A 23,388-nucleotide genomic window follows, 5' to 3' on the forward strand; every position below is an offset into this window, starting at 1 on the left:
GGCCTGCCGCCAGCGTTCAATCTGAGCCATGATCAAACTCTTCAATTTAAGTTTGATGCTCGTGAATTAAACTTCGTAATGAATTACGTATGTTCACTCAGAGACTTGGTATTCATTTTTCATCTTGCGACGTTAAGAATCCATGTCACTTTGAGTGCCCACACAGATTGTCTGATAAATTGTTAAAGAGCAGTGCAACGCGGCTTTCGCTCACCGTTGCGAGGTGGCGTATATTACGCTTTCCTCTTTCAGAGTCAAGCGTTTGTTTTCGCTTTTCTCTGCTGACACGGCGGCTTGCGTGCCGTTGTTCCGTGTCAGTGGAGGCGCATTATAGGGAGTAATTCCGAACCTGCAAGGATAAAGTGAAAATTATTTACTAACTGCTCACTTTCCAGGCAAATGATACTCCAGACCTCTATTCTTGCCTGGTTTTTAAACAAAAACGAGCCGCGAACGGCTCGTTTTTGCATTTTGTGACTTACTGCACTGCCACAATGCGATCGTCGTTGGCTTCCAGACGGATAACTTTGCCCGGAACCAGCTCCCCGGAGAGGATCTGCTGCGCCAGCGGGTTTTCGATCTGCTGCTGGATAGCGCGTTTCAATGGCCGCGCACCGTACACCGGATCGTAACCGTTCTCACTCAGCAGCTTCAGCGCCTCATCGGAGATGTGAATTTCATATCCACGTTCTTCCAGACGTTTGTACAGACGCTGCAGCTGGATCTGCGCAATCGACGCAATGTGTTTCTCACCCAGAGGGTGGAAGACCACCACTTCATCAATACGGTTGATGAACTCTGGACGGAAGTTATGGCTTACGACACCCAGCACCAGATCCTTCATATGGCTATAGTCCAGCTCACCGAAACGTTCCTGAATCAAGTCGGAACCCAGGTTGGAGGTCATAATGACCACCGTATTCCGGAAGTCGACCGTTCTCCCCTGCCCGTCGGTCAGACGGCCATCGTCCAATACCTGAAGCAGGATGTTGAACACGTCAGGGTGCGCTTTTTCCACCTCATCCAGCAGGATGACGGAATAAGGACGACGGCGCACCGCTTCCGTCAGATACCCACCTTCTTCATAACCCACGTATCCTGGAGGTGCCCCGACCAGACGTGAGACGGAGTGTTTCTCCATAAACTCGGACATGTCGATACGCACCATCGCATCGTCGCTGTCGAACATAAAGTTAGCCAGCGCTTTACAGAGCTCGGTTTTACCGACACCGGTCGGCCCCAGGAACAGGAACGAACCAATAGGACGGTTTGGATCAGAAAGCCCCGCACGACTACGACGAATAGCGTTTGAAACCGCCTCAACCGCTTCGTTCTGGCCAATCACCCGATTGTGGAGATCCTGCTCCATGCGCAGCAGTTTTTCACGCTCACCTTCCAGCATGCGCGCCACCGGAATACCGGTCCAGCGGGCAAGCACTTCCGCGATTTCGGCATCCGTCACTTTATTACGCAACAGACGCATCGTTTTACCTTCTGACTGCGTCGCTATCTCAAGCTGTTTTTCCAGCTCGGGTATTTTGCCATATTGCAGCTCTGACATACGCGCCAGGTCGCCCACGCGTCGCGCCTGCTCAATGGCAATTTTTGCCTGCTCGAGTTCAGCTTTAATGGTCTGGGTTCCGGAAAGTGAGGCTTTCTCGGCTTTCCACTCTTCTTCCAGCTCAGAATACTGGCGCTCTTTATCGTCCAGCTCTTCATTGAGCATATCGAGGCGTTTTTTACTGGCTTCATCAGACTCTTTCTTCAGCGCCTGCTGTTCCAGCTTGAGCTGAATAATGCGTCGATCGAGTCGATCCAGCTCTTCCGGCTTCGAGTCAATCTGCATACGAATGCTCGACGCCGCTTCATCAATCAGGTCGATTGCTTTGTCCGGCAGCTGGCGATCGGCGATGTAACGATGCGAAAGCGTCGCCGCCGCAACGATAGCCGGGTCGGTGATCTGCACATGGTGGTGCAGTTCATAGCGTTCTTTCAGACCACGCAGTATCGCGATCGTATCTTCAACGCTTGGCTCGGCTACAAACACTTTCTGGAAACGACGTTCAAGCGCAGCATCTTTCTCAATGTACTGGCGATACTCGTCCAGCGTAGTGGCGCCAACGCAGTGAAGTTCACCGCGCGCCAGCGCAGGTTTCAGCATGTTCCCGGCATCCATCGCGCCGTCTGCCTTACCGGCACCCACCATAGTGTGCAGCTCGTCGATAAACAGGATAACGTTGCCTTCCTGCTTCGCCAGGTCGTTAAGCACCCCTTTAAGACGCTCTTCGAACTCGCCGCGGTATTTCGCACCGGCCACCAGCGCGCCCATATCCAGCGCCAGTACGCGGCGGCCTTTCAGGCCTTCCGGCACTTCACCGTTCACAATACGCTGCGCCAGCCCTTCGACAATGGCGGTTTTACCGACACCCGGTTCACCAATCAGCACCGGGTTATTCTTGGTACGGCGTTGCAGTACCTGAATCGTACGGCGAATTTCTTCATCACGGCCGATCACCGGGTCAAGTTTGCCCTGTTCAGCACGCTCGGTCAGATCGACCGTAAATTTCTTCAAAGCCTGACGTTGGTCTTCGGCTCCCTGATCGTTCACGCTTTCACCTCCGCGCATTTTCTCAATCGCCTGAGTCACATTGGCGGTGGTCGCACCGGCAGATTTCAGCAGGTCGGTCAAGGTACCGCGTGATTCAAGCGCCGCCAGCACAAACAGCTCTGACGAAATAAAGTTGTCCCCACGTTTTTGCGCCAGCTTGTCGCAAAGGTTCAGGACGCGCACCAGATCCTGTGACGGCTGAACGTCGCCGCCGGTCCCTTCGACCTGCGGTAAACGGCTCAGCGCCTGCTCGATAGCGGTGCGTAACTGGCCAGCATTAATGCCAGCGGACGTTAATAAAGGACGTACCGATCCCCCTTCCTGATTCAGCAAGGCGCTCATTAAATGAAGAGGTTCGATAAATTGGTTGTCGTGCCCCAGTGCAAGGGACTGGGCATCGGCGAGAGCAAGCTGGAATTTATTGGTAAGACGATCCAGACGCATAACTCCTCCCATAACAGGTCAAATTTGCTACTGGAGATTAAATGAGGTCATCCCTCAATTATTCAAGGTTAATGACCTGAATTATGTGAAAAGAAAACGGCACGTGCCGGATCGTCTTGATTCTTTAGGTTATATCAGCCAAATGAAACTTGCCATACGCCCCGTGGTCTTGTCGCGACGATAGGAGAAAAAATCACCCTTTTCGGTGAATGTGCAGCGATCGCCGCCGAAGATCTGCGTTACGCCGACGTTATTCAAACGCTGACGAGCAAGCTGGTAGATATCGGCCAGATATTTATCTCCTGAAGGCAGGAAGGCTTTCGTCGCTTGCGCATCTTTTTCCATAAAGGCGTCGCGGACCTCTGGGCCCACTTCAAACGCGCGAGGACCAATAGCCGGGCCAAGCCAGGCCATGATATTGGCTGGCTGATCGTTAAAGCAGGCGACAGTTTCTTCCAGCACGCCTTCACAAAGCCCACGCCAGCCCGCGTGGGCTGCTGCCACCTCGGTACCGGCACGGTTACAGAACAGAACCGGTAGACAATCGGCGGTCATCACGGCACAAACGGTTCCCGGAGTATTGCTGTAAGAGGCATCAGCGCGTTTAGAAGCATAGGGTTCCCCCGTCAACTTCAGCACCGCGTTACCATGAACCTGTTCCAGCCAGACGGGTTTCGACGGCAGATTCCCCGCGGCAAACAGACGCCTGCGGTTCTCTTCCACGTGTTCAAGGTTATCGCCACAGTGGGCGCCGAGATTCAACGACTCCCACGCGCCCTGGCTCACGCCGCCAATACGGGTTGAACTGCAGGCGGCCACGCCAGCAGGCAATGGCCACTCCGGGACAATCAGTTTGGTCATAGCCAGTCCACTTGATCCTTATGTTCTTCGAAATCAGCGCGCATGGCGTCAATAAGATCCATCATATCCTGCGGGATAGGCGCGTGCCACTCCATCTGAATGCCGGTGATAGGGTGGTAAAGGCGCAGCATGGTCGCGTGCAGCGCCTGACGATCGAATTTACGCAATACGCTGATGAACTCATCCGACGCGCCTTTAGGCGGACGCGGACGGCCACCGTAGACCTGATCCCCCACCAGCGGATGGGTAATGTGGGCCATGTGTACGCGGATCTGGTGGGTGCGTCCGGTCTCCAGACGCAGACGCAGACGCGTATGAATGCGGAAGTGCTCCATAATGCGATAGTGCGTCACCGCCGGTTTACCCATCGGATGCACAGACATGTGGGTACGCTTGGTGGGGTGACGGCTGATGGGCTCTTCAACCGTTCCGCCAGAAGTCATATGCCCAATGGCGACCGCTTCATACTCGCGGGTGATTTCGCGCAGCTGCAGCGATTCCACCAGACGGGTCTGAGCGGGAACGGTCTTCGCGACCACCATCAAACCGGTGGTGTCTTTATCCAGACGGTGCACGATGCCCGCGCGCGGAACATCCGCAATCGGCGGATAATAATGGAGAAGTGCGTTAAGCACCGTTCCGTCAGGATTTCCCGCGCCCGGATGAACAACCAGGTCGCGTGGCTTGTTGATCACCAGAATGTCGTCATCTTCATAGACGATATCCAGTGGGATATCCTGCGGCTCGAAGCGGATTTCCTCTTCGATTTCAGCATTGATGGCGACAGCTTCCCCACCTAACACTTTCTCTTTTGGTTTGTCCCAGATCTTGCCGTTTACCAGCACGCGCTGGTCAAGGATCCATTCTTTTATACGTGAACGCGAATAATCAGGGAACAATTCGGCCAAAGCCTGATCTAAGCGTTGACCGAGCTGATTTTCGGAGACTGTTGCGGTGAGTTCTACTCGTTGTGCCATAAACTGCTTCTTCGTTTAACGTTGGGTTTTACGGCTTTGCCGTTTAATATAGTGTGCTATTGTAGCTGGTCTTAATCGGGAGCAGGAACAGAGTTTCTCCCGGACAAACATTTGAGGAAAGTCAAAACGTCATGACGCGCATGAAATATCTGGTGGCAGCGGCCACGTTGAGCCTGGCTTTGGTGGGCTGCTCCGGTTCAAATGAACAGGTCCCTGACAATCCGCCGAATGAAATCTATGCGACTGCACAACAAAAGTTGCAGGACGGTAACTGGAAACAGGCGATAACGCAACTGGAAGCGTTGGATAATCGCTATCCATTTGGTCCGTATTCGCAGCAGGTACAGTTAGATCTCATCTACGCATACTATAAAAATGCCGATCTGCCGCTGGCTCAGGCAACCATCGATCGTTTCATGCGTCTGAACCCGACTCATCCTAACATCGACTATGTGATGTACATGCGCGGCCTCACCAATATGGCGCTGGACGACAGTGCGCTGCAGGGCTTCTTTGGCGTGGATCGTTCGGACCGTGACCCGCAGCATGCGCGTGATGCCTTCAATGACTTCTCCAAGCTGGTACGCGGCTATCCGAACAGCCAGTACGTGACCGACGCGACCAAACGTCTGGTGTTCCTGAAAGATCGTCTGGCGAAATATGAATACTCCGTGGCGGAATATTATACCCGTCGTGGCGCATGGGTTGCCGTGGTTAACCGCGTAGAAGGTATGCTGCGTGATTATCCGGATACTCAGGCAACGCGCGATGGCCTGAAGCTGATGGAAAATGCCTACCGCCAGATGCAGATGACCGCTCAGGCTGAAAAAGTGGCGAAAATCATCGCCGCGAACAGCAGCAATACCTGATTTTGCCTCAATGCAAAACGGCAGCCCGAAGGCTGCCGTTTTTATATTCATTTTAGCGCGTCGCTGAAGCGCGTTAGACTCAACACATCCAGTCAACTATGGCCCCAATTTTTGCCTTCGACAAGGTAAATCTCACCTCTTCCTGCCCTGCCTCACAAAAAAGATTCCCTGACAAAAACCGACAAAATAACGTGATCTAAATCACACATTTTGACATTAGGTCGGGTATGCTGGAATCACCAAGACGGAAAGACAAGAGGTAAAATTTATGACAATGAACATTACCAGTAAACAAATGGAAATTACTCCGGCAATCCGCCAGCACGTCGCAGACCGTCTCGCCAAACTGGATAAATGGCAAACTCATTTGATTAATCCACATATCATCCTGTCCAAGGAGCCGCAGGGTTTCATCGCTGACGCAACTATCAATACTCCAAACGGCCATCTGGTCGCCAGCGCAAAACACGAGGATATGTACACCGCTATTAACGATTTGATCAACAAGCTGGAACGGCAGCTCAATAAAGTGCAACACAAAGGTGAAGCCCGTCGTGCCGCAACCTCGGTGAAAGACGCCAGCTTCGCGGAAGAAGTTGAAGAAGAGTAATCCTTTAAATTGAGTGTACCGCCAACGCGCCTTCGGGCGCGTTTTTTGTTTTTTATTGACAGGGTGAAAACAGTACAGGTACTTTAACCGTATCAATCACAGGATGACTTTATGAAACACACGCCGTTCTTCTTCGCATTCTTTTTTACCTTCCCCTGACTGGGAGGCGTTTCGTCGTGTGATAAAGAATGCGAAGACGAACAACAAGGCCTCCCACACCGGGGGGCCTTTTTTATTGATAACGATAAAATGAGACAGGCAACACTATGACACCGGAAAACCCGTTACTGGATCTGCGCGTAAAAATCAGCGCGCTGGACGAAAAATTACTGGCGCTGCTGGCCGAACGCCGCGCGCTCGCCATCGAAGTGGGCAAAGCCAAGCTGGACTCCCATCGCCCGGTCCGTGATATCGACCGCGAGCGCGATCTGCTGGAGCGTCTGATCCAGCTCGGCAAAGCGCATCATCTCGATGCCCACTACATCACCCGGTTGTTCCAGCTCATCATCGAAGACTCCGTTCTCACCCAGCAAGCGTTACTCCAGCAGCATCTGAACAAAACCAATCCGCACTCTGCGCGAATCGCTTTCCTCGGGCCAAAGGGCTCGTATTCTCACCTGGCCGCTCGTCAGTATGCCGCACGCCATTTCGAAGAGTTTATTGAAAGCGGCTGCGCGAAGTTTGCCGACATTTTTAACCAGGTCGAGACCGGCCAGGCGGATTACGCCGTGGTGCCGATTGAAAACACCAGCTCCGGCGCCATCAACGACGTCTACGATTTGCTGCAGCATACCAGCCTGTCGCTGGTCGGCGAGCTGACGATCCCTATCGATCACTGCGTGCTGGTCTCCGGCTCAACCGATCTGAACAAGATCGAAACCGTCTACAGTCACCCACAGCCTTTCCAGCAGTGCAGCCAGTTCCTGAACCGCTATCCGAACTGGAAAATTGAGTACACCGAAAGCACCTCGGCGGCGATGGAAAAAGTGGCGCAGGCTAACTCCCCAACCGTCGCCGCGCTCGGCAGCGAAGCGGGCGGCGCGCTGTATGGTTTACAGGTACTGGAACGCAACCTGGCAAACCAGACGCAAAACATTACCCGCTTCGTAGTGCTGGCACGCAAGTCCATCAATGTATCAGACCAGGTACCGGCCAAAACCACGCTGCTGATGGCGACCGGCCAGCAGGCCGGTGCGCTTGTTGAAGCCCTGCTGGTGCTGCGTAATCACAACCTGATCATGACGAAGCTGGAATCACGCCCGATCCACGGTAACCCGTGGGAAGAGATGTTCTACCTTGATATCCAGGCCAACCTGGAGTCTGCTTCCATGCAGAAGGCCCTGCGTGAACTTGGCGAAATTACCCGTTCCATGAAAGTGCTGGGCTGCTATCCGAGCGAAAACGTCGTCCCGGTCGATCCGAGCTAGCGCTCGATAAAGCGGCTTTTCTTCATCCCTGCCACGCTAACCGGCAGGGTGAAGATGGCGCCGGAGAGCGGAAACTTCGCCACCTCCTCGGCATCCATATTTTCCCGCGTGGTGGTAATAAATAGCGTTTTCATGTCATCGCCGCCAAAGCAGACCATTGTCGGGCAACGTACCGGCATGCGGTATTCTTCCAGCTGTTCCCCTTGCGGAGAAAAACGCGCGATACGCCAGCCGTCAAACAGCGCGCTCCAGTAGCAGCCTTCCACATCCATGGCCGCGCCGTCCGGTATCCCTTCGCCCTCGTTAAGCTGACGAAACACCTCACGTCTGCCGGGTTCACCCTGCTCATCAAGCGGCGTGCGGTAAATCACGCCGTTTGGCGTGTCTGAGGTAAACATCCACTGACGATCCGGGCTAAACGCTAAACCGTTATGTCCGTGAATGTCGCACTGGATCACCTTCGGCGTCAGGTCGTTGTCGATGCGCATCAGCAGGGCGCCGTTGTAATCTCCCGGCCCCCAAAACGTGCCCGCGTAGAATCGCCCTGAGGAATCGGTCCCGCCATCATTAAAACGTGCAAGCTGAGGGTTAGAGGGGTTATCGCACACCTTGCGTTGCAGAAGTCCATGCCTGTCGGCAAGCCAGATGCCAGTGCGCATGGCGACGATAAACCCGCCGCGCTCGCGGAGCGCAAAACAGCCCACCTCTTCATGGAAAGAGAGCACGGTGTGTTCCGCCGTCGGCAGATGATAGCGGTGGATCTCCCCTTCCAGAATATCGGCCCAGTAGAGCGCTTGCTCTTCTGCGCTCCACGTCGGGCATTCAGGCAGGTGCCCGGTGTAATTTAACAGCAGCTGCGGTTCGGACATGACGGTTCCCCAAAATAAAAAAAGCCAGCATTGCTGGCTTTCAGTATATACATCATCGCATTACTGGCGACTGTCATTTGCCTGGCGCAACAGCGTCCGGCTCTCGCTCTGGAAACGCTGCGCGTAATCGCCAAACCAGTGCTCGACCTTGCGGAAGCTGTCAATAAACGCCTGCTTGTCTCCGTGTTCCAGCAGCGTAATGGCTTCACCAAAGCGCTGGTAGTAGCGCTTGATGAGCGCCAGGTTGTTCTCGGAGGACATAATAATGTCGGCGTACAGCTGCGGATCCTGCGCGAACAGACGCCCGACCATAGCCAGTTCCAGACGGTAGATCGGGGAAGAGAGCGCCAGCAGCTGTTCCAGCTGCACGTTCTCTTCCGCCAGATGCAGACCGTAGGCAAAGGTCGCAAAGTGGCGCAGCGCCTGAATGAACGCCATGTTCTGGTCGTGCTCGACCGCGCTGATGCGGTGCAGTCGTGCCCCCCAGACCTGAATCTGTTCCAGGAACCACTGATAGGCTTCCGGCTGACGACCGTCGCAGTAAACCACCACCTGCTTCGCCAGGCTGCCGCTGTCCGGGCCGAACATGGGGTGCAGGCCCAACACCGGTCCCGTATGCGCCGCCAGCATCGCCTGCAGCGGACCATTTTTAACGGAGGCCAGATCCACAAGGATGCAATCCTTCGGTAAAGGCGGAAGTTTCCCGACGATCTGCTCCGTCACGTGGATTGGCACGCTGACGATAACCATTCCGGCGTCGCTCATCAGTTCCGGTGCCCGTGCCCAGTCTTCTTTCTCCAGAATACGCACCTGATAGCCAGATAGCGTCAGCATTTTTTCAAACAGACGTCCCATCTGCCCCGCCCCGCCGACAATCACTACCGGCCGCAGAGACGGGCAAAGGGTTTTAAAACCTTTGTCGTTCTCGCTGGAATAGGATTCGCGCATCACCCGACGCAGCACATCCTCAATCAAATCCGGCGAAACGCCCAGCGCCTGAGCCTCTTTACGACGGGAGGCAAGCATGGAGGCTTCGCGCTCCGGGACGTAAATCGGCAGGCCGTATTTGCTTTTCACCTCGCCGACTTCGGCAACCAGCGCCATACGGCGCGCCAGCAGGTCCAGCAGCGCCTTATCCACTTCATCAATTTGATCGCGCAGTGCGGTCAATTCAGCAACCATAACTACCCTCTTAAGCCAGACGCGTCGCCAGCTGGCCGTTTAAATCTTTATGGATCTCGCGCAGCAGCGCATCGGTGGTCTCCCAACTGATGCAGGCATCCGTAACCGAGACGCCGTACTTCATTGCGCTGCGCGGTTGTTCAGATGATTGATTGCCTTCATGAATATTGCTCTCAATCATCAGACCGATAATCGAACGGTTGCCATCTTTGATCTGTGCGATCACGGATTCCGCAACCGCAGGCTGGCGACGGTAATCTTTATTCGAATTACCATGACTGCAATCTACCATCAGAGCCGGGCGCAGTCCCGCCTGCTCCATCTCTTTTTCACACTGCGCCACGTCCGCCGGGCTGTAGTTAGGTGCTTTCCCGCCGCGCAGGATCACATGGCCGTCCGGGTTTCCCTGGGTTTGCAGGAGGCACACCTGGCCCGCCTGGTTGATACCGACGAAGCGGTGCGGCATAGCGGCAGCACGCATGGCGTTGATCGCCGTCGCCAGGCTGCCGTCGGTACCGTTTTTAAAGCCAACCGGCATCGACAGGCCAGACGCCATCTCGCGGTGAGTTTGCGATTCCGTCGTACGCGCACCAATCGCCGACCAGCTGAACAGGTCGCCCAGGTACTGCGGGCTGTTCGGATCCAGCGCTTCGGTTGCCAGCGGCAGCCCCATGCTGACCAGCTCCACCAGCAGGCGACGCGCAATCTTGAGCCCTGCTTCCACATCAAACGAGCCATCCATGTGCGGATCGTTAATCAACCCTTTCCAGCCGACGGTGGTACGTGGCTTTTCAAAATAGACGCGCATCACCAGATAGAGGCTATCGCTGACCTCCTCCGCTAATGCTTTAAATCGACGAGCATAATCAATGGCGGTTTCAGGATCGTGAATGGAGCAAGGACCGCATACCACCAGCAGGCGCGGATCGCGGCCGGCGATAATGTCAGAAATGGTCTGGCGAGAGTGCTCGATCTGAGCCTCCTGCGCGACGCTCAGCGGGAATTCCGCTTTCAGTTGATCCGGAGTGATTAAAACCTGTTCGTCAGTGATATGTACGTTGTTCAGCGCGTCTTTTTGCATGATGGCGATCCTGTAAAGCTCGTTTGCGATAGTTGTTTTCCTCGATGAGGTGAAACCACGATACCATAAAAAGTAAACATTTCAATCCAAAATACGTACACATTAATTTACACCAGCCAATTTATTGCAAAAAGAAGCCGATAAAATCGTAAAGATTAAATCACACACGGTTTCACTTCAGCCAGGCTATGCTGAAGAAAAAAGGAGAATGGCTATGCGTTCAATTGCTCCCGCGCTGTTGGCGCTGTTTTTAACGGGCTGCCAAATCAATCCTTACACCTTCCAGCCCGACTGGACCAGCCCATCCTGGTTTGATGCTGGTAAAGAAGACGCCATGAATGGCCTGCCGGTTAAAGATAATCAGACCCTGGCCGATAGTTTTAACGACACACACGTTGATCGTAGTGAATATCTTCGTGGCTATGCCGATGGTCAGAAGAAGGTCTGCGAAGAAGGGTTTATTCACGCCTGGGGGCTCGCGGGTAAATCTTTCCCTGCCAGCTGCGATACAGCTGAAAATGCGGCAAAACTGCGTACGTCCTGGCAAAAAGGAATGGATGAAAGTCTGCGTTCCAGCAGGTTGAATTAAGCTACTTTTTATTCACCGGAAAACACACAACTGTAGGATTTAGCTTAGGTCGGCCAGAGGCTATTTCTGACATAATGACGGCTCTGATAAACAATGGTATTCTGCCCACAACTCTTAAGGACAACTATATCCGGAGCGATGTGGCGGATTCTGGTGAGAAATTTATTCTTGATCTCTTTTTTCCGACTCACTCTGGTGCTAATGCTGTTCCTTATCGTGGGCCCTACGACGGCAGGCACGCTTACGGAAACGGATAAATCGGTACGCTCGATAGTCTCAGGCATTGTGAGCTATACGCGATGGCCAACGCTTTCCGGGCATCCTAAACTCTGCGTCTACGCCACTTCGCACTATACGCACGCGCTCATCGAGGATGAGGGGCATAGCGAGTTACCTTATACTCCCGTTATTGTACGTAACGATCGGGAAGCCCTGGCCGCGACGTGCGACGCTATTTATTTCGGGTCGGAATCACCGGCAAAGCAACTTGAATTAATAAGTCAATATCAGGGCAGAGCGTTGCTATTAATCTCAGAGCAAAATCCGGAATGTGTAATTGGTAGTGCCTTTTGCCTGATAATCGATGGCGGCCAGGTACGGTTCTCCGTCAACCTGGATGCATTGACGCGCAGTGGCGTAAGGGTCAATCCGGATGTATTAATGCTGGCACGGAATAAGCAGCATGGATAAAGATTTCAGTTCAACGCCACGTCCGACGTTTAAAAGAACGTTGAGGCGAAACAGCATGATAAGCGTCATTATCACAATGACGTTAATATGGCTGTTGCTCTGTTTTGCTTCCGTCGTGACGTTAAAACAATACGCCCAAAAGAATCTCGAATTAACCGGCGCCACAATGAGCCACAGCCTGGAAGCCTCGCTGGTGTTCAACGACTCGCTGGCGGCCAACGAAACGCTTGCCGCTCTGGGCAAGCAGGGCCAGTTTGCCGTGGCCGAGGTCATTAACGCGCACCAAAAACGCTTTGCCTACTGGTCCTGGAACCCGGAAGACAACAACGACACGCTGGGTGCGCTGGTCAGCCGCTGGCTTTTCCCCGTACCGATTGCGCAGCCCATCATGCATAACGGCACGAAGATCGGCGAAATCCGCCTTACCGCTCGCGACAGCCTGATTGGCCACTTCATCTGGATGTCGTTTGCTGTTCTGACTGGCTGCATTCTTTTTGCAGCCGTCGTCGCGCTCACCATCACCCAGTCTTTGCACCATGGGATGGTCACAGCCCTGCAAAATATTACCGACGTCGTGCATGACGTACGCACGAACCGCAACTTTTCCCGCAGGGTGAAAGGCGGTCGTATTGAAGAATTTCACCAGTTTGGCGAAGATTTCAACAGCCTGCTGGATGAGATGGAGGAGTGGCAGCTGAAGCTGCAGGCGAAAAACGCCCAGCTGTTGCGGACCGCCATGCACGACCCGCTCACCGGTCTTGCGAACCGCGCCGCGTTTCGTAACAGCATTGCGGCCTTAATGAACGACCCTTCTGCTAAAACAAAATCGGCCCTGCTCTTCCTTGACGGTGATAACTTTAAGTTTATCAATGACACCTGGGGACACGCGGCAGGAGACTGCGTGCTGATAGAAGTCGCCAGCAGGATGATGGAGTTTGGCGATAAACGGCATCAGTCTTACCGCCTTGGCGGTGACGAGTTTGCCATGGTGCTCTACGGCGTGCACTCTGAGCCCGAGGTTCAACACATTTGTGCTGCGCTCTCGCAGCAGTTTATTCGTCCGTTTGATCTTCATAACGGACAGCAAGCATCGATGTCACTCAGCATTGGCTTTGCTCTGGCGTGGGAAAATGCTTCCGTGGAAGCATTACTGGAGAAGGCTGACCGCAACATGTACCAGGTTAAAAACCAGCGTACAAAAACAATAAGTTAGAAAGGATACACTATGTTAAAACGTTACTTCGCGCCGATAGTACTGGCCTCACTGGTTCTGGCAGGCTGTCAGTCACCGCCGCAAGGCAAATTCACGCCAGAGCAAATTGCGGCGATGAAGTCTTACGGTTTTAACGAACTGAACGGTGACTGGTCGCTTGGCATGTCGGACACCATCCTGTTTGATAAAAATGACGCCAGACTACGCCCGGAAAGTGAAACGCAGATCCAATCCATGGCCTCTCGCCTGGCGGAAACCGGTTTGAACCACGCGCGAATGGACGGTCACACGGATAATTACGGTGAAGCAAGCTACAACGAAGCGCTGTCGTTAAAACGCGCCAATGCCGTGGCCGATGCCTGGGCGAAGGGTGCAAATATTCCGCGCAGCAATCTCACCACGCGGGGATTAGGTCAAAAATACCCGGTTGCGAGCAACAGTACCCCGAAAGGGCGCGCTGAAAACCGCCGCGTCGCGGTGGTGATCAGCACGCCATAGGGTTATTTAGCGGATGATTCGGCGAGCGTCACCCTGGTTGCCGCTCGCCAGCGCAGCCAGTCCACCAGAACAAACAGCGCCAGACTCGCGCCCATGACCGGCAGGGCCAGCCCCAGCAGTACGCTGATTATCGCCGTAACCGCCCTTCCCCACCCGGAGAGCGCCAGCCAGCTCTGGCAAAGCGTCTGTACCGGACTCACTGCCGATTGTGCCGGACGACGCATCCACCACATCCGATACCCCCAGATAATGAGCACGCACAGGGCAAGGCCGAACGCCACGAGCAGCAGTTGATTCACCAGCCCGAATAAGATCCCCATATGGAAATCCACGCCCCAGCGGGTCAGTTTTGCCATTAGCGGGAAATCCTCGAATCGGGTTCTGTCCAGAACCTGCAGCGTTGCAGGATCAATCGCCACGGCGTCCACCTGCGTCGGCCAGCTGCGGTCGATTTCGGTTACGGTCCAGGCGCGATCCATCGTTTTCGCCGGGCGGATCTCCAGCCTGTTGGCGTCAATCCCTGCTTTGCGGGCAGCGCTTAAGACCCCGTCAAACTGCGTTAAATCCATCGCCATGTCCGGCATCGTCATTGCGCCGTGATGACCACGGTGTTCGGCATGTTCATCCACGACCTCATGCTGGCCGGATAATGTCGTGTTCACCTGCGGGGTAAGCCAGTTCATCTCTGCCCGCAGCTTATCAACGTTACCTCCTGCCCACTGGGACCAGGTCAGGCCGGTTGCGGAGAACAGCAGCATCCCGCCCAGCAGGCTCCAGCCCAGCGTCACGTGCACCCGACGCCGGTTCTGGAAGCGATTGTTGATACGCCGCTTGGGTCGGGTATAAAACCACAGCGCAATACCGCCCAGCGCGGCAACCCACATCCAGGAGGCCGCAAGCTCGCTGTAGAGTCGCCCAACGTCGCCCAGCATCAGAGACGTATGCAGATAATCTATGGTCTGACGCAGCGGTAAAATCCCGCTGGTGCCGTATACCGTCATATCACCCAGCACCGCCAGGCTTACCGGATCGACGAAGATAGCCCGGTTCTCCGAGGGGCCAAGCGCCGGATCAGCAAACATCACGCGGGTGGTTTCACCTTCAGCCAGCCCCGGACGCACGGCGTGCAAACGCAAATCCGATCCAACGATTTTTTCCGCTACGGCAATTTGTTCCGCCAGCGGCTGCGGCTCGCCCGCAGAATCCGCGTGGAGAGCGTGCCGGTAGAGGGCGTTTTCCAGCTGTGGCGTCGCCACATACAGCGTACCGGTCAGCGCGGCGAAGAAGATAAACGGGCCGACAAACAGCCCAACGTAAAAATGAAGGCGACGCAGCAGGTTTCCCCATGCCGCGCGCGAGGTGCAGGTAGTCATACTTTTCCTTTTTAAGGCAGTAAGTTAGCGATATTTTTTAAAGGGAAAAAGCAGACTGCCGCGGCGGCGCGCGGGTATCAGGGTATAGCCAGGGGAAAAAGTGCCAGTGGCTGACCACCTGGCGCGGCGGCTTAAGGCGAAGCCTCTGCAGCACCACGATGAGCAGGACAATCAGCGCCAGCATCACGCCCGGGACATGCGCTAACAGCACGCAGTAGCCGCACGCTTCCGCATGGTCGACGGGCATCGTGTGCGACGGCATATCGCCATGATGCGCGTCCATCGACATCATGCTCATGTCATGGTGCATGCCCGGCATAGCGCTCATGGGATCTTTCTGCAGCGAGACGGAGATAAGGGGGGCTACCACGATCAGCAGGATCGCAAACAGCGCGGTCAATGCCGCTGTGCGTTTCCGGTCAGGCTGATGCAGTACGTTATCCACGTCCCCTCCATTCAAGAGGCAAGCATTGTAAATGATTTATGACGAAAGGGTTAACACGAGAGGTGCGATGGGATAAAAAAAGGGCCAGCCTTTCGGCCAGCCCTTTCTAACAGGATGTCGCTTAAGCGAATCTTAGTTCAGACGCTCTTTAATACGAGCAGACTTACCAGTACGCTCACGCAGGTAGTACAGTTTAGCTTTACGTACAGCACCACGACGTTTAACAGCAATGCTGTCAACTACCGGAGAGTGAGTCTGGAAGACACGCTCAACGCCTTCGCCGTTGGAAATTTTACGAACAGTGAATGCAGAGTGCAGACCGCGGTTACGAATAGCGATAACCACGCCCTCGAATGCCTGCAGACGTTTTTTGGAACCTTCAACAACCCATACTTTCACTTCCACGGTGTCACCTGGACGGAAGGAAGGTACGTCCTGCTTCATCTGCTCTTGTTCAAGTTGCTTAATAATGTTGCTCATAATTTAATCTCTTATCCTGGGTAAACTGATATTCGGGAGCGTATTACGCATTCCCATCATGTTCATGCTGCTGGTACGCGTGTTCAGTTTTGAACTCGGCCAGCAACTTTGCTTGCTCTTCAGTCAGAGCCAGGTTTTCCAGAAGTTCAGGTCTTCTAAGCCAGGTTCGGCCCAGCGACTGCTTCAAACGCCAGCGACGTATCTCGGCATGGTTTCCAGACAGTAACACCGCCGGTACTTCCATCCCTTCTAACACTTCAGGACGAGTATAGTGTGGACAGTCCAGCAACCCGTCGGCAAAGGAATCTTCCGTTGCCGAAGCTTCATGGCCCAGAACCCCCGGAATAAACCGGGCGACGGAGTCAATCAGCGTCATTGCCGGTAACTCACCACCGCTGAGTACGTAATCGCCGATAGACCATTCTTCGTCAATCTCGGTTTGAATTACGCGCTCATCTATCCCTTCGTAGCGACCACAGACCAGAATCAGCTTTTGATTCGTCGCCAGTTCGCTCACGCCCGCTTGATCAAGCTTGCGTCCCTGAGGTGACAGATAAATCACCTTTGCGCCTTCACCTGCCGCGGCTTTTGCTGTGTGAATAGCGTCCCGTAAGGGTTGCACCATCATCAACATCCCCGGTCCGCCGCCGTAAGGACGATCGTCCACGGTACGGTGCCGGTCATGCGTGAAGTCACGAGGACTCCAGCTCTGGATGCTCAGCAGGCCATTCTTTACTGCCCGGCCAGTTACCCCGTAATCGGTAATCGCGCGGAACATTTCAGGAAACAGGCTAATTATGCCAATCCACATAGCGCCGTCTTTTACCGTTTATCCGGAGAATTTAAAAACCAGGATCCCAATCTACTTCAATGGTTTGAGTAGTGAGATCGACTTTCTTGATAACCTGTCCATCGAGGAACGGGACCAACCGCTCCTTGATGCCAAATGCATCTTTCAGGTTTGCCTTAATGACGAGAACGTCATTTGACCCGGTTTCCATCATATCGATGACTTTCCCCAGGCTGTAGCCTTCGGTAGTGACTACCTGGCAACCCATAAGGTCTTTCCAGTAGTAGTCGCCCTCTTCCAGCTTTGGCAACTGCGACGAATCCACGACAATTTCACAATTAGTCAGCGCATTCGCGGCATCACGATCGTCAACGCCTTTCAGCTTGATGATGATGTCCTGATTGTGGTGACGCCAGCTTTCCAGCTCGACCTCTTCCCACTTACCGCCTTTCTGGATAAACCAGGGCTGGTAATCAAAAATGCTATCAGCGTCTTCAGTGGAGGAAAACACTCTGAGCCAACCACGGATACCGTAGCAAGAACCCATTTTTCCCAATACGATCGGTTCAACAGGTGCTTTATTGCTCATCATGACCACCGTGACAGATTAAGCTGCTTTGTTTGCTGCTTTGATCAGCGTAGCAACGCGATCGGAAACAGTAGCGCCCTGGCCAACCCAGTGAGCGATACGATCCAGATCCAGACGAGTTTCTTCTTCTGCGCCAGCGGCCAGTGGGTTGAAGAAACCAACGCGCTCGATGAAGCGACCGTTGCGTGCATTACGGCTGTCAGTCACAACAACCTGGTAGAACGGACGCTTTTTAGCGCCGTGACGTGCTAAACGAATAGTTACCATAACATCCTCTTGTGTGAATAAAACAACCGGGCCCCATCGAGGAACGGAGCCCGGGTGTCATATTAAAAGCCCGAAAATTTTACTGATTTTTGGGGGAAATGCAATCAGCAGTTGATAAGTCTGCTGTAAAAGGCCGTCGGCGGTGCAGCCAGTTTGGCGTCGGCGAGCGCGCAGAAAGCGGAGCGTACACGTAGTACGTGAGCATTTCGAGCACTCCCCGGCGTCAAAATGGCAAACAAGCCAGGCCGATCAACGGCCGGGGAATCCGGGAGGCATCATGCCTTTCATCCCGCGCATCATCTTCGCCATGCCGCCTTTCTTCATTTTCTTCATCATGCGCTGCATGTCGTCGAACTGTTTCAGAAGGCGGTTAACGTCCTGCACCTGCATGCCGCAACCGGCTGCGATACGGCGTTTACGGGAGCCTTTGATGATGTCCGGGTTAGCGCGCTCTTTCAGCGTCATCGAGTTGATGATCGCCTCCATACGCACCAGCACCTTGTCATCCATCTGCGCTTTCACGTTGTCAGGGATCTGGCCCATGCCCGGCAGTTTGCCCATCAGGCTGGCCATGCCGCCCATGTTTTTCATCTGGCGCAGCTGTTCAAGGAAGTCGGTGAGATCGAAACCGTCGCCTTTTTTCAGCTTGCTGGCCAGCTTCTCGGCCTGGGCGCGGTCAACCTTGCTTTCGATATCTTCAATCAGCGACAGCACATCGCCCATGCCGAGAATACGGGAGGCAATGCGGTCCGGGTGGAACGGCTCCAGCGCTTCGGTTTTTTCGCCCACGCCGAGGAACTTGATCGGCTTACCGGTGATGTGGCGAATCGAGAGGGCCGCACCGCCGCGGGCGTCACCGTCCACCTTGGTCAGCACCACGCCGGTTAACGGCAGCGCTTCGTTAAACGCTTTCGCGGTATTCGCCGCATCCTGACCGGTCATGGCGTCGACAACAAACAGGGTCTCTACCGGGTTGATAGAGGCATGCACCTGCTTGATCTCGTCCATCATCGCTTCGTCAACGTGCAGACGACCGGCGGTATCCACCAGCAGCACGTCGTAGAACTTCAGCTTCGCCTCTTTCAGCGCCGCGTTAACGATGTCGACAGGCTTCTGCGCCACGTCGGACGGGAAGAAATCCACGCCAACCTGCTCAGCCAGAGTTTCCAGCTGCTTGATCGCCGCCGGGCGATAGACGTCCGCAGAGACCACCAGCACTTTCTTCTTGTGCTTTTCGCGCAGGAACTTACCCAGCTTGCCGACGCTGGTGGTTTTACCCGCACCCTGCAGGCCCGCCATCAGCACCACGGCCGGTGGCTGAGCGGCCAGGTTAAGCACCTGGTTCTCTTCGCCCATCGCCGAAACCAGTTCCTGGCGAACGATTTTGACGAACTCCTGACCCGGAGTCAGGCTCTTGTTAACTTCATGACCAACCGCCTTCTCTTTCACGCGGTTGATAAAATCACGAACGACCGGCAACGCGACGTCTGCTTCCAGCAGCGCCATGCGCACTTCGCGCAGCGTTTCCTTGATGTTCTCTTCAGTAAGGCGTCCGCGGCCGCTGATGTTGCGCAGCGTGCGCGACAAACGATCGGTTAAATTATCAAACATTGTCTCTCGCCTGAGTAGAAACGTTGGGCCGCCATGGGCGACACATACACAGAATTTTGCCGGAGTATAACATGAAGGCGCCTTTGTTGTTATGCAACGGTTGGAGCAGGCGTCACGTAACGTTATACTGCTTCTCTTTCTTATTAAGACAACTGTCGATGCCTATATGCCTGTTTTCGCACTGATCGCCCTTGTTGCCTACTCTGTCAGCCTCGCGCTGATCGTTCCTGGACTGCTGCAAAAAAACAGCGGCTGGCGGCGCATGGCCATTCTTTCCGCGGTGATCGCACTGATTAGCCACGCCTTTGCGCTGGAATCACGCATCATCCCCGGCGACGGCAGCGTGCAAAACCTGAGCGTCCTCAACGTCGGCTCGCTGGTCAGCCTGATGATCTGTACGGTAATGACCATCGTCGCGTCTAAAAATCGCGGCTGGCTGCTGCTGCCGATTGTCTACACCTTTGCGCTGATCAATCTGGCTTTAGCCACCTTTATGCCTAATGAGTTCATTACGCATCTGGAGGCGACGCCGGGGATGCTGGTGCATATCGGCCTGTCGCTGTTTGCCTACGCGACGCTGATCATCGCCGCGCTTTACGCCATGCAGCTCGCCTGGATTGACTACCAGCTCAAAAACAAAAAGCTGGCGTTTAACCACGAGATGCCGCCGCTGATGGTCATTGAGCGTAAGATGTTCCACATCACCCAGGTGGGCGTAGTGCTGCTGACGCTGACGCTCTGCACGGGGCTGTTCTACATGAAGAACCTGTTCAGCGTGGAGAATATCGACAAAGCGGTGCTCTCCATCATCGCGTGGTTTGTCTATATTGTCCTGTTATGGGGCCATTACCATGAAGGCTGGCGCGGACGTCGCGTGGTCTGGTTCAACGTCGCGGGTGCGGGCATTCTCACCCTTGCCTATTTTGGCAGCCGCTTCATACAGCAATTTGCTGGCTAAGAAACAAAGGAGTTCCCCCTGGAACACATTTCTACCACCACGCTGATCGTTACGCTGATCGTCATGGTGGTCATCTCCGCCTATTTCTCCGGCTCGGAAACCGGCATGATGACCTTAAACCGCTACCGGTTACGGCATCGCGCTAAGCAGGGTAACCGTGCCGCCCGTCGCGTTGAAAAACTGCTCCGCAAGCCGGATCGCCTGATAAGCCTGGTGCTCATCGGCAACAACCTCGTCAATATTCTGGCTTCCGCCCTCGGCACCATCGTCGGGATGCGCCTGTACGGTAACGCCGGGGTGGCGATAGCCACCGGCGTGCTGACCTTCGTGGTGCTGGTGTTTGCCGAAGTGCTGCCGAAAACCATCGCCGCGCTTTACCCTGAGAAAGTTGCCTACCCGAGCAGCTTCCTGCTGGCACCGCTGCTGATCCTGATGATGCCGCTGGTCTGGCTGCTGAACATGGTGACGCGCATACTGATGCGGATGGTGGGGATCAAAGCCGATGTGACCATCAGCAGCGCACTCAGCAAAGAAGAGTTACGCACCATCGTGCATGAATCCCGCTCGCAGATCTCCCGGCGCAATCAGGACATGCTTCTGTCGGTGCTGGATCTGGAAAAGGTGAGCGTGAACGACATCATGGTGCCGCGTAACGAAATCGTCGGTATCGACATCAATGACGACTGGAAAGCCATCGTCCGCCAGCTGACGCACTCCCCACACGGGCGCATTGTGCTTTACCGCGACTCGCTGGACGACGCCATCAGCATGCTGCGCGTGCGCGAAGCCTACCGCCTGATGACCGAGAAAAAAGAGTTCACCAAAGAGGTGATGCTGCGCGCCGCCGACGAGATTTACTACGTGCCGGAAGGAACGCCGCTCAGCACGCAGCTGGTGAAATTCCAGCGCAACAAGAAAAAAGTCGGCCTGGTGGTCAATGAGTACGGCGATATTCAGGGACTGGTGACGGTCGAAGATATTCTGGAGGAGATTGTCGGGGACTTTACTACGTCAATGTCGCCTTCCCTCGCGGAAGAGGTCACTCCGCAAAACGACGGCTCGGTGCTGATTGACGGTAGCGCGAACATTCGTGAACTCAACAAAGCCTTTAACTGGCATTTGCCGGAAGATGAGGCCCGGACCATTAACGGGATGATTCTGGAAGCGCTGGAAGAGATCCCGGCCGCGGGCACGCGGGTGCGCATTGAGCAATACGATATTGATATCCTGGACGTGCAGGACAATATGATCAAGCAGGTGAAAGTCCTGCCCGTTAAGCCACTGCGCGAAAGTATCGCGGAGTAAGGTTGTAGGCCGGGTAAGGCGAACGCCGCCACCCGGCGCTACAGGTGGCAAATTACGCTTTCGCTTTCGCCACGGTCACCATCGCCGCGCGAATGGTACGGCCGTTCAGGGTGTAACCTTTCTGCATTACGCCCAGCACCTTACCGGCTTCCACTTCTTCTGACTCCACCATCGCAATTGCCTGGTGAACGTTTGGATCCAGCGGAACGTTAGTATCGGCAATCACTTCCACGCCAAACTTGCGCACCACGTCGAGCATGGATTTCAGCGTCAGTTCGATACCTTCAATCATCGCCGCGTTGTCCGGATTCGCTTTGTCAGCCACTTCCAGGGCGCGATCGAGGCTGTCGATGACCGGCAGCAGTTCGTTGACGAATTTCTCCAGCGCAAATTTATGCGCCTTCTCAACGTCCTGCTCGGTACGGCGACGCAGGTTTTCCATTTCCGCCTTGATGCGCAGAATACCATCGCGTTCGCGATTCTGTGCTTCTACCAGCTGGGCTTCCAGATTCGCAATTTTTTCATCGCGCGGGTCCACCTGCTCAGCAGATGCGTCTGGCTCTACAGCCTCAACTTCATCGTGCTGTTCCGTGATAATTTCTTCAGGGGCTTGCCCCTCAGGCGTTTTCTGTTCTTTACTACTCATGAATTTCTCCGCGTTTTTCTGCATTCATCTCGCTAACTTGGCTTATTATGGGGATCAGTTTCCGGGATTCAAGGGAACAAGACAGATTGTCATCATTCATCAGGCACAAGGACCTCCAGAAAATGAATAATCATTTCAGGTGTATTGGGATCGTCGGGCATCCGCGTCACCCTACCGCACTAACGACACATGAAATGTTGTATCGCTGGTTGTGTAGCAAAGGCTATGAAGTGATGGTCGAGCAGCAGATTGCGCAGGAGCTGCAGCTGAAGAGCGTCAAAACCGGCACGCTGGCGGAAATTGGCCAACAGGCCGATCTCGCCGTGGTGGTGGGCGGCGACGGCAACATGCTCGGTGCCGCACGCACGCTGGCGCGTTATGATATTAAGGTCATCGGCATCAACCGCGGCAATCTCGGTTTTTTAACCGACCTCGACCCGGACAATGCGCAGCAGCAGCTGGCCGACGTGCTGGAAGGCCACTATATCAGCGAGAAACGTTTTTTACTGGAAGCGCAGGTGTGCCAGCAGGACTGCCAGAAGCGCATCAGCACCGCGATTAACGAGGTGGTGCTTCACCCCGGTAAAGTGGCGCACATGATCGAGTTCGAAGTGTACATCGACGAAATCTTTGCCTTCTCCCAGCGTTCTGACGGGCTGATTATCTCGACACCGACCGGCTCAACCGCCTACTCCCTTTCTGCCGGCGGCCCGATCCTGACGCCCTCTTTGGATGCCATTACCCTGGTGCCGATGTTCCCGCATACGCTCTCTGCCCGCCCGCTGGTTATCAACGGCGACAGCACGATCCGTCTGCGCTTCTCGCACCGGCGTAACGACCTGGAGATTAGCTGCGACAGCCAGATAGCGCTGCCTATCCAGGAAGGTGAAGATGTCCTTATTCGCCGCTGTGACTACCATCTGAATCTTATCCATCCGAAAGATTACAGCTATTTCAACACATTAAGCTCGAAGCTTGGCTGGTCAAAAAAATTGTTCTAATTTTG

At 54.5% G+C, this 23,388-nt stretch carries 25 protein-coding genes and 1 other annotated feature; of the genes, 11 read left to right on the forward strand and 14 right to left on the reverse strand.

Features of this window, described 5'->3' with window-relative positions; all coding sequences use genetic code 11:
- Positions 1–478 precede the first annotated feature (478 nt).
- The 3 genes from clpB to rluD form a co-directional block, all read right to left on the reverse strand.
- A complete protein-coding gene (gene clpB / locus ACJBF3_RS23350) occupies positions 479–3,052 on the reverse strand; it encodes an ATP-dependent chaperone ClpB (RefSeq protein ID WP_045331416.1) in 2,574 nt (857 codons plus the stop codon).
- A gap of 129 nt (positions 3,053–3,181) precedes the next feature.
- The gene (yfiH, locus tag ACJBF3_RS23355) at positions 3,182–3,913 is read right to left on the reverse strand and encodes a purine nucleoside phosphorylase YfiH (protein ID WP_045331413.1); all 732 of its coding nucleotides are present in this window, start codon (positions 3,911–3,913) and stop codon (positions 3,182–3,184) included.
- Positions 3,910–4,890 (reverse strand): 23S rRNA pseudouridine(1911/1915/1917) synthase RluD, encoded by a 981-nt coding sequence (rluD, locus tag ACJBF3_RS23360; protein WP_045331411.1) that lies wholly within the window; start codon positions 4,888–4,890, stop codon positions 3,910–3,912. The genes yfiH and rluD overlap by 4 nt, the downstream gene beginning before the upstream one ends.
- Before the next feature lie 131 nt (positions 4,891–5,021).
- Here rluD and bamD point away from each other — a divergent pair, with 131 nt between their 5' ends.
- From bamD to pheA, 4 genes are all read left to right on the forward strand, one after another.
- Complete coding sequence (gene bamD / locus ACJBF3_RS23365; protein ID WP_023308867.1) at positions 5,022–5,759, forward strand: outer membrane protein assembly factor BamD; 738 nt, start codon at positions 5,022–5,024, stop codon at positions 5,757–5,759.
- Between the two features lie 268 nt (positions 5,760–6,027).
- Positions 6,028–6,369 (forward strand): ribosome-associated translation inhibitor RaiA, encoded by a 342-nt coding sequence (gene raiA, locus ACJBF3_RS23370; RefSeq protein WP_003863162.1) that lies wholly within the window; start codon positions 6,028–6,030, stop codon positions 6,367–6,369.
- Positions 6,370–6,479: 110 nt separating this feature from the next.
- Positions 6,480–6,605 (forward strand) — a sequence feature (Phe leader region).
- Complete coding sequence (gene pheL / locus ACJBF3_RS23375) at positions 6,481–6,528, forward strand: pheA operon leader peptide PheL (RefSeq protein WP_001386991.1); 48 nt, start codon at positions 6,481–6,483, stop codon at positions 6,526–6,528. It overlaps the preceding feature by 48 nt.
- A 30-nt stretch (positions 6,606–6,635) precedes the next feature.
- The gene (gene pheA / locus ACJBF3_RS23380; RefSeq protein ID WP_045331408.1) at positions 6,636–7,796 is read left to right on the forward strand and encodes a bifunctional chorismate mutase/prephenate dehydratase; all 1,161 of its coding nucleotides are present in this window, start codon (positions 6,636–6,638) and stop codon (positions 7,794–7,796) included.
- On the opposite strand, the gene ACJBF3_RS23385 is transcribed toward pheA, so the two are convergent.
- The 3 genes from ACJBF3_RS23385 to aroF are packed head-to-tail and all read right to left on the reverse strand — an operon-like array spanning position 7,793 to position 10,928.
- Positions 7,793–8,665 (reverse strand): SMP-30/gluconolactonase/LRE family protein, encoded by an 873-nt coding sequence (locus tag ACJBF3_RS23385; protein ID WP_045331405.1) that lies wholly within the window; start codon positions 8,663–8,665, stop codon positions 7,793–7,795. The two genes, pheA and ACJBF3_RS23385, sit on opposite strands and share 4 nt — an antisense overlap.
- A gap of 60 nt (positions 8,666–8,725) precedes the next feature.
- Positions 8,726–9,847: a bifunctional chorismate mutase/prephenate dehydrogenase gene (tyrA, locus tag ACJBF3_RS23390; RefSeq protein ID WP_045331402.1), complete on the reverse strand. Its 1,122-nt coding sequence runs from the start codon at positions 9,845–9,847 to the stop codon at positions 8,726–8,728.
- 10 nt (positions 9,848–9,857) lie between these two features.
- Positions 9,858–10,928, reverse strand: coding sequence for a 3-deoxy-7-phosphoheptulonate synthase AroF (gene aroF / locus ACJBF3_RS23395; protein ID WP_045331399.1), 1,071 nt, complete (start codon positions 10,926–10,928; stop codon positions 9,858–9,860).
- Positions 10,929–11,142: 214 nt separating this feature from the next.
- Between aroF and ACJBF3_RS23400 the strand changes: the two genes are divergently transcribed.
- The 4 genes from ACJBF3_RS23400 (at position 11,143) to ACJBF3_RS23415 (ending at position 13,918) form a co-directional block, all read left to right on the forward strand.
- Positions 11,143–11,517 carry a DUF2799 domain-containing protein gene (locus ACJBF3_RS23400; RefSeq protein ID WP_045331396.1) on the forward strand — a complete coding sequence of 125 codons (375 nt, stop codon included), beginning with the start codon at positions 11,143–11,145 and terminating at the stop codon, positions 11,515–11,517.
- Positions 11,518–11,655: 138 nt separating this feature from the next.
- Entirely contained in the window at positions 11,656–12,207 is a 552-nt protein-coding gene (locus ACJBF3_RS23405) for a YfiR family protein (RefSeq protein ID WP_223239913.1), read from the forward strand.
- Positions 12,200–13,420, forward strand: coding sequence for a diguanylate cyclase DgcN (dgcN, locus tag ACJBF3_RS23410; protein ID WP_045331390.1), 1,221 nt, complete (start codon positions 12,200–12,202; stop codon positions 13,418–13,420). The genes ACJBF3_RS23405 and dgcN overlap by 8 nt, the downstream gene beginning before the upstream one ends.
- A gap of 12 nt (positions 13,421–13,432) precedes the next feature.
- On the forward strand, positions 13,433–13,918 hold the full coding sequence (locus tag ACJBF3_RS23415; RefSeq protein WP_045331388.1) for an OmpA family protein: 486 nt from the start codon (positions 13,433–13,435) through the stop codon (positions 13,916–13,918).
- 2 nt (positions 13,919–13,920) lie between these two features.
- Here ACJBF3_RS23415 and ACJBF3_RS23420 read toward each other — a convergent pair whose 3' ends face one another.
- The 7 genes from ACJBF3_RS23420 to ffh form a co-directional block, all read right to left on the reverse strand.
- The gene (locus ACJBF3_RS23420; RefSeq protein WP_047717632.1) at positions 13,921–15,291 is read right to left on the reverse strand and encodes a PepSY domain-containing protein; all 1,371 of its coding nucleotides are present in this window, start codon (positions 15,289–15,291) and stop codon (positions 13,921–13,923) included.
- A 37-nt stretch (positions 15,292–15,328) separates the two neighbouring features.
- On the reverse strand, positions 15,329–15,736 hold the full coding sequence (locus ACJBF3_RS23425) for a DUF2946 domain-containing protein (RefSeq protein ID WP_045331382.1): 408 nt from the start codon (positions 15,734–15,736) through the stop codon (positions 15,329–15,331).
- 132 nt (positions 15,737–15,868) lie between these two features.
- Complete coding sequence (rplS, locus tag ACJBF3_RS23430; RefSeq protein WP_002914145.1) at positions 15,869–16,216, reverse strand: 50S ribosomal protein L19; 348 nt, start codon at positions 16,214–16,216, stop codon at positions 15,869–15,871.
- A 43-nt stretch (positions 16,217–16,259) separates the two neighbouring features.
- A complete protein-coding gene (trmD, locus tag ACJBF3_RS23435) occupies positions 16,260–17,027 on the reverse strand; it encodes a tRNA (guanosine(37)-N1)-methyltransferase TrmD (protein ID WP_045331379.1) in 768 nt (255 codons plus the stop codon).
- Positions 17,028–17,058: 31 nt separating this feature from the next.
- Positions 17,059–17,598, reverse strand: coding sequence for a ribosome maturation factor RimM (gene rimM / locus ACJBF3_RS23440; protein WP_045331376.1), 540 nt, complete (start codon positions 17,596–17,598; stop codon positions 17,059–17,061).
- Positions 17,599–17,613: 15 nt separating this feature from the next.
- A complete protein-coding gene (gene rpsP / locus ACJBF3_RS23445) occupies positions 17,614–17,862 on the reverse strand; it encodes a 30S ribosomal protein S16 (RefSeq protein ID WP_003863133.1) in 249 nt (82 codons plus the stop codon).
- A gap of 249 nt (positions 17,863–18,111) precedes the next feature.
- Positions 18,112–19,473, reverse strand: a complete 1,362-nt coding sequence (gene ffh / locus ACJBF3_RS23450) for a signal recognition particle protein (protein WP_032642862.1) — start codon at positions 19,471–19,473, stop codon at positions 18,112–18,114.
- 166 nt (positions 19,474–19,639) lie between these two features.
- On the opposite strand from ffh, the gene ACJBF3_RS23455 reads away from it, so the two are divergent.
- Together ACJBF3_RS23455 and ACJBF3_RS23460 are read left to right on the forward strand one after the other, a co-directional pair.
- Positions 19,640–20,431: an inner membrane protein YpjD gene (locus ACJBF3_RS23455; protein ID WP_014884879.1), complete on the forward strand. Its 792-nt coding sequence runs from the start codon at positions 19,640–19,642 to the stop codon at positions 20,429–20,431.
- 18 nt (positions 20,432–20,449) lie between these two features.
- Positions 20,450–21,736, forward strand: a complete 1,287-nt coding sequence (locus ACJBF3_RS23460; RefSeq protein WP_045331372.1) for an HlyC/CorC family transporter — start codon at positions 20,450–20,452, stop codon at positions 21,734–21,736.
- A gap of 52 nt (positions 21,737–21,788) precedes the next feature.
- On the opposite strand, the gene grpE is transcribed toward ACJBF3_RS23460, so the two are convergent.
- Entirely contained in the window at positions 21,789–22,382 is a 594-nt protein-coding gene (grpE, locus tag ACJBF3_RS23465) for a nucleotide exchange factor GrpE (RefSeq protein ID WP_045331369.1), read from the reverse strand.
- A gap of 122 nt (positions 22,383–22,504) precedes the next feature.
- Here grpE and nadK point away from each other — a divergent pair, with 122 nt between their 5' ends.
- Complete coding sequence (gene nadK, locus ACJBF3_RS23470; protein WP_008502500.1) at positions 22,505–23,383, forward strand: NAD(+) kinase; 879 nt, start codon at positions 22,505–22,507, stop codon at positions 23,381–23,383.
- The last annotated feature ends 5 nt before the right edge of the window (positions 23,384–23,388 follow it).

Source organism: Enterobacter sp. PP-008-ECC_S150 (assembly GCF_045257065.1).
Taxonomy (GTDB): Bacteria; Pseudomonadota; Gammaproteobacteria; order Enterobacterales; family Enterobacteriaceae; genus Enterobacter; species Enterobacter chengduensis.

Coding starts and splice junctions, on each gene's coding strand:
- clpB (WP_045331416.1), bottom strand. CDS start 3,052: ATGCGTCTGGATCGTCTTACCAATAAATTCCAGCTTGCTCTCGCCGAT.
- yfiH (WP_045331413.1), bottom strand. CDS start 3,913: ATGACCAAACTGATTGTCCCGGAGTGGCCATTGCCTGCTGGCGTGGCC.
- rluD (WP_045331411.1), bottom strand. CDS start 4,890: ATGGCACAACGAGTAGAACTCACCGCAACAGTCTCCGAAAATCAGCTC.
- bamD (WP_023308867.1), top strand. CDS start 5,022: ATGACGCGCATGAAATATCTGGTGGCAGCGGCCACGTTGAGCCTGGCT.
- raiA (WP_003863162.1), top strand. CDS start 6,028: ATGACAATGAACATTACCAGTAAACAAATGGAAATTACTCCGGCAATC.
- pheA (WP_045331408.1), top strand. CDS start 6,636: ATGACACCGGAAAACCCGTTACTGGATCTGCGCGTAAAAATCAGCGCG.
- ACJBF3_RS23385 (WP_045331405.1), bottom strand. CDS start 8,665: ATGTCCGAACCGCAGCTGCTGTTAAATTACACCGGGCACCTGCCTGAA.
- tyrA (WP_045331402.1), bottom strand. CDS start 9,847: ATGGTTGCTGAATTGACCGCACTGCGCGATCAAATTGATGAAGTGGAT.
- aroF (WP_045331399.1), bottom strand. CDS start 10,928: ATGCAAAAAGACGCGCTGAACAACGTACATATCACTGACGAACAGGTT.
- ACJBF3_RS23400 (WP_045331396.1), top strand. CDS start 11,143: ATGCGTTCAATTGCTCCCGCGCTGTTGGCGCTGTTTTTAACGGGCTGC.
- ACJBF3_RS23405 (WP_223239913.1), top strand. CDS start 11,656: ATGTGGCGGATTCTGGTGAGAAATTTATTCTTGATCTCTTTTTTCCGA.
- dgcN (WP_045331390.1), top strand. CDS start 12,200: ATGGATAAAGATTTCAGTTCAACGCCACGTCCGACGTTTAAAAGAACG.
- ACJBF3_RS23415 (WP_045331388.1), top strand. CDS start 13,433: ATGTTAAAACGTTACTTCGCGCCGATAGTACTGGCCTCACTGGTTCTG.
- ACJBF3_RS23420 (WP_047717632.1), bottom strand. CDS start 15,291: ATGACTACCTGCACCTCGCGCGCGGCATGGGGAAACCTGCTGCGTCGC.
- rplS (WP_002914145.1), bottom strand. CDS start 16,216: ATGAGCAACATTATTAAGCAACTTGAACAAGAGCAGATGAAGCAGGAC.
- trmD (WP_045331379.1), bottom strand. CDS start 17,027: ATGTGGATTGGCATAATTAGCCTGTTTCCTGAAATGTTCCGCGCGATT.
- rimM (WP_045331376.1), bottom strand. CDS start 17,598: ATGATGAGCAATAAAGCACCTGTTGAACCGATCGTATTGGGAAAAATG.
- rpsP (WP_003863133.1), bottom strand. CDS start 17,862: ATGGTAACTATTCGTTTAGCACGTCACGGCGCTAAAAAGCGTCCGTTC.
- ffh (WP_032642862.1), bottom strand. CDS start 19,473: ATGTTTGATAATTTAACCGATCGTTTGTCGCGCACGCTGCGCAACATC.
- ACJBF3_RS23455 (WP_014884879.1), top strand. CDS start 19,640: ATGCCTGTTTTCGCACTGATCGCCCTTGTTGCCTACTCTGTCAGCCTC.
- grpE (WP_045331369.1), bottom strand. CDS start 22,382: ATGAGTAGTAAAGAACAGAAAACGCCTGAGGGGCAAGCCCCTGAAGAA.
- nadK (WP_008502500.1), top strand. CDS start 22,505: ATGAATAATCATTTCAGGTGTATTGGGATCGTCGGGCATCCGCGTCAC.